Source organism: Kribbella sp., from assembly GCF_035655035.1.
Classification (GTDB): Bacteria; Actinomycetota; Actinomycetes; order Propionibacteriales; family Kribbellaceae; genus Kribbella.
In genome coordinates, this window is the sequence record NZ_DASRVN010000579.1 from 1 (window position 1) to 4,168 (window position 4,168).

Consider the following 4,168-nt stretch of genomic DNA (forward strand, 5'->3'; position numbering starts at 1 on the left):
CCCGAGCTCCCGGGCGAGCTTGATCGTCAGCTCCACCCGGATCGGACTCATCGGATGCCCACGCCCGAAGTCGTACGCCGTCAACCCGTCGTCGAACACCAGCAACGCCTCACCACTCATGCCCTTGACCTTAACCTTCAGGCGTCGGGAAGGGGTCGGCCGAAGTGCTTACTCATCCAGTACGCGCCGCGGCGGGCGTGGAAGACGGTCATCAGGACGGCGCCGAACGCGCCGGCGATCAGGGCCGCCCGCGGGTGCGTACCTACCGGTGCGACGGCGAGCAGGACGGCGGCGATCGCGAACGCCGCGAGGCCGCCGATCGCGTTGTTGGTGGCCGAGTTGCCGGTCAGATTCGGGAACTCGCGGCCGGTGATACCGGTGACGAAGTGCGGGACCCCGTTGAGGCCCATCAGTCCGGCCAGGAAGGCGAGCACGATCGTCTCGACCATCACGAACCTCTTTCAGTCTACGTGTGTTGACTGAAAGCGTAACACCAGTGAGTCAACATGCGTAGACTGAATTTCGTGACCACCAGGGCGGAGCAGCGTAAGCAGACCGAGAGCCGGATCCTGACCGCGGCACGGGAGCTGTTCGGCGAGCACGGGTTCGATCGGACCACGGTCCGGATGGTCGCCACGAGAGCCGGCAGCGATCCCGGACTGGTGATGCGGTACTTCGGCTCGAAGGAGCAACTGTTCGCGCAGGCAGCGGCGATCCCCACGGACGGAACGATCGAAGGCACGCCGGACGAGATCGCGACACACCTGACCGCGGCACTGGCCGGCAAGCTGGCCGACGAGCCGGTTACGGCCCTGGCCGCATTGCGCGCGATGTTCACCCATCCGGAGGCCGCCGACGAGGTCCGCAAGGCGATGACCGCACAGCAGCGGCAGATCGCCGGCCAACTGCCCGGGGACGACGCGCTGGTGCGATCCGGGGTGATCGGAGCGCTCACGCTCGGCCTGGTGATCTCCCGGCACCTGGTCAAGCTCGACGGTCTCGACGTACCCACGGAGCAGCTGACGGCGATCGCCGGACCGCTGATCGAAGAACTGGTGACGGGTTCCAGGCCGGTCGAATAGATTGCCGCGACGCGCGGGGGTGCTGATGATCGGGCCATCCGCCCCCGAAGGAGACGCCCATGCGTGGGATCGTTCGTGCTCTGCCTGCTCTCGTCAGTCTCGGTGCCCTGGTGTTCACGCTCGGCGGTCCGGCCCCGGCCGCCGACGTACCGGCGGTGCCGATCAGTCGTGCGACACCGACCCGGCTCATGCCGCTGGGTGATTCCAACACCGCCGGTGGTGATGCCGTCGGTGCTGCGTACCGGGCCGATCTGTGGCAGCTGCTGCGCGCCGACGGTCGGCCGGTGGACTTCGTGGGATCCGTGAACAGCGGGCCGGCCGGAGTGCTCGGCGACCGCGACCACGAAGGGCACGGCGGCTGGACGATCGGCCAGATCCAGGACAACGTCAGCGCCTGGCTGACCACCTACCGGCCGGACGTGATCACGCTGCAGATCGGCACCAACGACATGTACGACGACACGTCGGCGGGCGCCGCGCCGGACAAGCTGGCCAGGCTGATCGACACCATCACCAGCACCCTCCCGGACGTCCAGCTGTTCGTCGCGAACCTCCCGCAGCTCGCCGACCCGAACCACTACGCCCGGGTGGCCGCGTTCAACTACACGATCCCCGGCATCGTCGCCGCGAGCGCCGCCAACGGCCGGCACGTGCACTACGTGGACGCGAACTCCGGGCTGTTCCAGCCGTACGACTTCGTCGACATGTGGCACCCGAACTACGGCGCCGCGTCGAAGGCCGCGATCCGCTGGTACGGCGCGCTGACCGGCGTACCGATCACCCGCTTCGAGGCCGAGCAGACCGCGAACGCGACCGTGACGAACGCGAAGCGGGTGACGATCGCGTCCGCCTCCGGTGGGGCGAAGATCGGCTACATCGATTACCCGGACAGCTCGGTGACCTTCCGGTTCCAGGTCGGCAGCGCCGGGACGTACCGGATCCGCGCCCGCGGCGCCAACGGGATGGGCAGCGTCTGCAGCCACCACGTGTCCGCGAACGGCGGCCCGCCGGCGACCGTCAGCTACCCGTCGTACAGCTGGGACCTGCTCGGGGAGTCGGCCGTCGACCTGCCGCTGAACGCGGGGGCGAACACGGTGAAGTTCACCAAGGGCGACTGCTACACCGAGCTCGACGCGATCGACGTCAGCCCGGTGCCGGTGGCCTGAGAAAGCGGGCCTGAGAAAGTGGCCTGCGAAACGAACGGGCCGGCGCGGCACCCCTCCCTGGCCGCGCCCGCCCGTCAGTGGTCGAACAGTCGATTCATCGGTGGCGGACTGCAAAGCGTTACAGGTTTTGCACGTCCCTGCAGAGAAACCGCAGAATCTGCACCGATTCCGCCGCCGCCCGACTGCGGACAGTGAGATTCGGACTTGCGAGTACGTGGTCGCGGGGCCCAAGGTTCTTCCGTGAGGCAAATGAAACCCAACCGACGGCAGATCTTCACGGTGGGCGCAGCCGCGGCCGCCGCGACGGTCGCCGCCTCGACCCAGACCGCGACCGCCGGCCCGGCGGCCACCAGCTCGGCGGACGCGATCGAGTTCGCCACCACCACGTCGTCCACCGGGCCGTACGGCTCGGGCGTCGCCGGCTCGTGGACCAACACCAGCCGCGCCATCTCGACGGCGGCGCAGTTCCAGAAGACCCGGCAGGCCAACGGCGTCTTCATGTTCGGCGACAGCATCTCCGTCCAGGACGGCAAGGCCCTGGCGGTCCGGCTGCTGAACCGCAACGGCACCCAGCTCGCCGTCAACAACTGGTCCAGCCGCCCGACCTCGGGCGCGGTCGACGCGCTCCAGCAGGCCGCGTCGGCGTACGGACTGCCGCGCCGGGTGCTGCTGGCCAGTGGCTCGAACGACATCTTCGACCCACCGAAGTTCGCCGCCCAGGTCGCCCGCGCGATCAGCATCGTCGGCCAGAACCGGACCCTGTTCTGGGTCGACCTCCAGGTCGTCCGCCGGTCGGTGAGCGCGCCGATGCAGCTGGCCGACCAGCGGAACAGCTCGTGGCTGAACATGCAGCTGTACGACGCCCAGGAGAAGTACCCGAACCTGCGGATCATCCGCTGGGCCGAATGGCTCTGGGTGAAGCCGTACCGGCTCGTCAACTACCTGCGCGACGGCGTGCACCCGTCGGTCCCGTTGGGCCAGGACGCCCGGAACGAACTGATCGTCCAATCGCTGCTAGGCTGATAGTGTGAACACGAACTTGCAGCTGTGGTGGGCCGCCTAGGGCGGTCCATCCCAGCGCGTGTTCGCACGCAGCCACCACGGCCGCCTCACCGAGGCGGCCTTTTTGTTTGCCCTCGGTGGGGCCTCTCCAACCACTGAAGGGCACACGATCATGACCTCGCTTTCCGGCATCACCCCGTCCGGCCGGCTGACGCTCGGCAACCACCTCGGCGCGCTCCGCCGGTTCACCGACCCGGACGGTTTCTACTTCGTCGCGAACCTGCACGCGATGACGACCAAGCACGACCCGCGAAGACTCGCCACGCTGACCCGCGAGTTCGCGACGCTGATGCTCGCGGCCGGCGTCCCGGAGGGCACGGTGTTCGTGCAGTCCGACGTACCGACGCACGCGCAGCTCGCGTACCTGCTCGAGTGCACGTCGTACGTCGGGGAGCTGTCCCGGATGATCCAGTACAAGGAGAAGGGCAAGGGCCGGCCGATGACCCGGGCCTCGCTGTTCACGTACCCGTGCCTGATGGCCGCGGACATCCTGCTGTACGGCGCGGAACGGGTACCGGTCGGCGGCGACCAGGACCAGCACGTCGAGCTGGCCCGGGACGTCGCGATCCGGTTCAACCGCGAGTACGGCGAGACGTTCGTCGTACCGCGGCTGAACAAGGCGGCGCTGGCGACGCGGGTGAAGGACCTGCAGAACCCGACCGCGAAGATGAGCAAGTCCGACGCCGACGACGCGGTCGGCACGATCCGGCTGCTGGACCCGCCGGACGTGATCCGCCGGCAGATCATGCGCGCCGTCACGGATTCCGAAAACGTTGTCCGGCACGACGAGCAGAACAAGCCGGGCGTCACGAACCTGCTGGAGATCCTCGCCGCCTGTACCGCGGGCGACCCGGTCGA

At 68.4% G+C, this 4,168-nt stretch carries 5 protein-coding genes; 4 read left to right on the forward strand and 1 reads right to left on the reverse strand.

From position 1 onward, the window contains the following. Positions 1-137 precede the first annotated feature (137 nt). Positions 138-449 (reverse strand): hypothetical protein, encoded by a 312-nt coding sequence (locus VFF46_RS30830; RefSeq protein WP_325040749.1) that lies wholly within the window; start codon positions 447-449, stop codon positions 138-140. A gap of 75 nt (positions 450-524) precedes the next feature. Here VFF46_RS30830 and VFF46_RS30835 point away from each other — a divergent pair, with 75 nt between their 5' ends. The 4 genes from VFF46_RS30835 to trpS form a co-directional block, all read left to right on the forward strand. Continuing rightward, a complete protein-coding gene (locus VFF46_RS30835) occupies positions 525-1,082 on the forward strand; it encodes a TetR/AcrR family transcriptional regulator (protein WP_325040750.1) in 558 nt (185 codons plus the stop codon). 59 nt (positions 1,083-1,141) lie between these two features. Then, positions 1,142-2,248, forward strand: a complete 1,107-nt coding sequence (locus tag VFF46_RS30840) for a GDSL-type esterase/lipase family protein (protein WP_325040751.1) — start codon at positions 1,142-1,144, stop codon at positions 2,246-2,248. A gap of 249 nt (positions 2,249-2,497) precedes the next feature. Continuing rightward, complete coding sequence (locus tag VFF46_RS30845) at positions 2,498-3,271, forward strand: hypothetical protein (RefSeq protein ID WP_325040752.1); 774 nt, start codon at positions 2,498-2,500, stop codon at positions 3,269-3,271. A gap of 151 nt (positions 3,272-3,422) precedes the next feature. After that, the coding region (trpS, locus tag VFF46_RS30850) for a tryptophan--tRNA ligase (RefSeq protein WP_325040753.1) at positions 3,423-4,168 on the forward strand (746 nt) is incomplete at its 3' end.

Excerpts from the sequence above, each read along its gene's own strand:
- VFF46_RS30830 (WP_325040749.1), bottom strand. The coding sequence starts at position 449 with ATGGTCGAGACGATCGTGCTCGCCTTCCTGGCCGGACTGATGGGCCTC.
- VFF46_RS30840 (WP_325040751.1), top strand. The coding sequence starts at position 1,142 with ATGCGTGGGATCGTTCGTGCTCTGCCTGCTCTCGTCAGTCTCGGTGCC.
- VFF46_RS30845 (WP_325040752.1), top strand. The coding sequence starts at position 2,498 with ATGAAACCCAACCGACGGCAGATCTTCACGGTGGGCGCAGCCGCGGCC.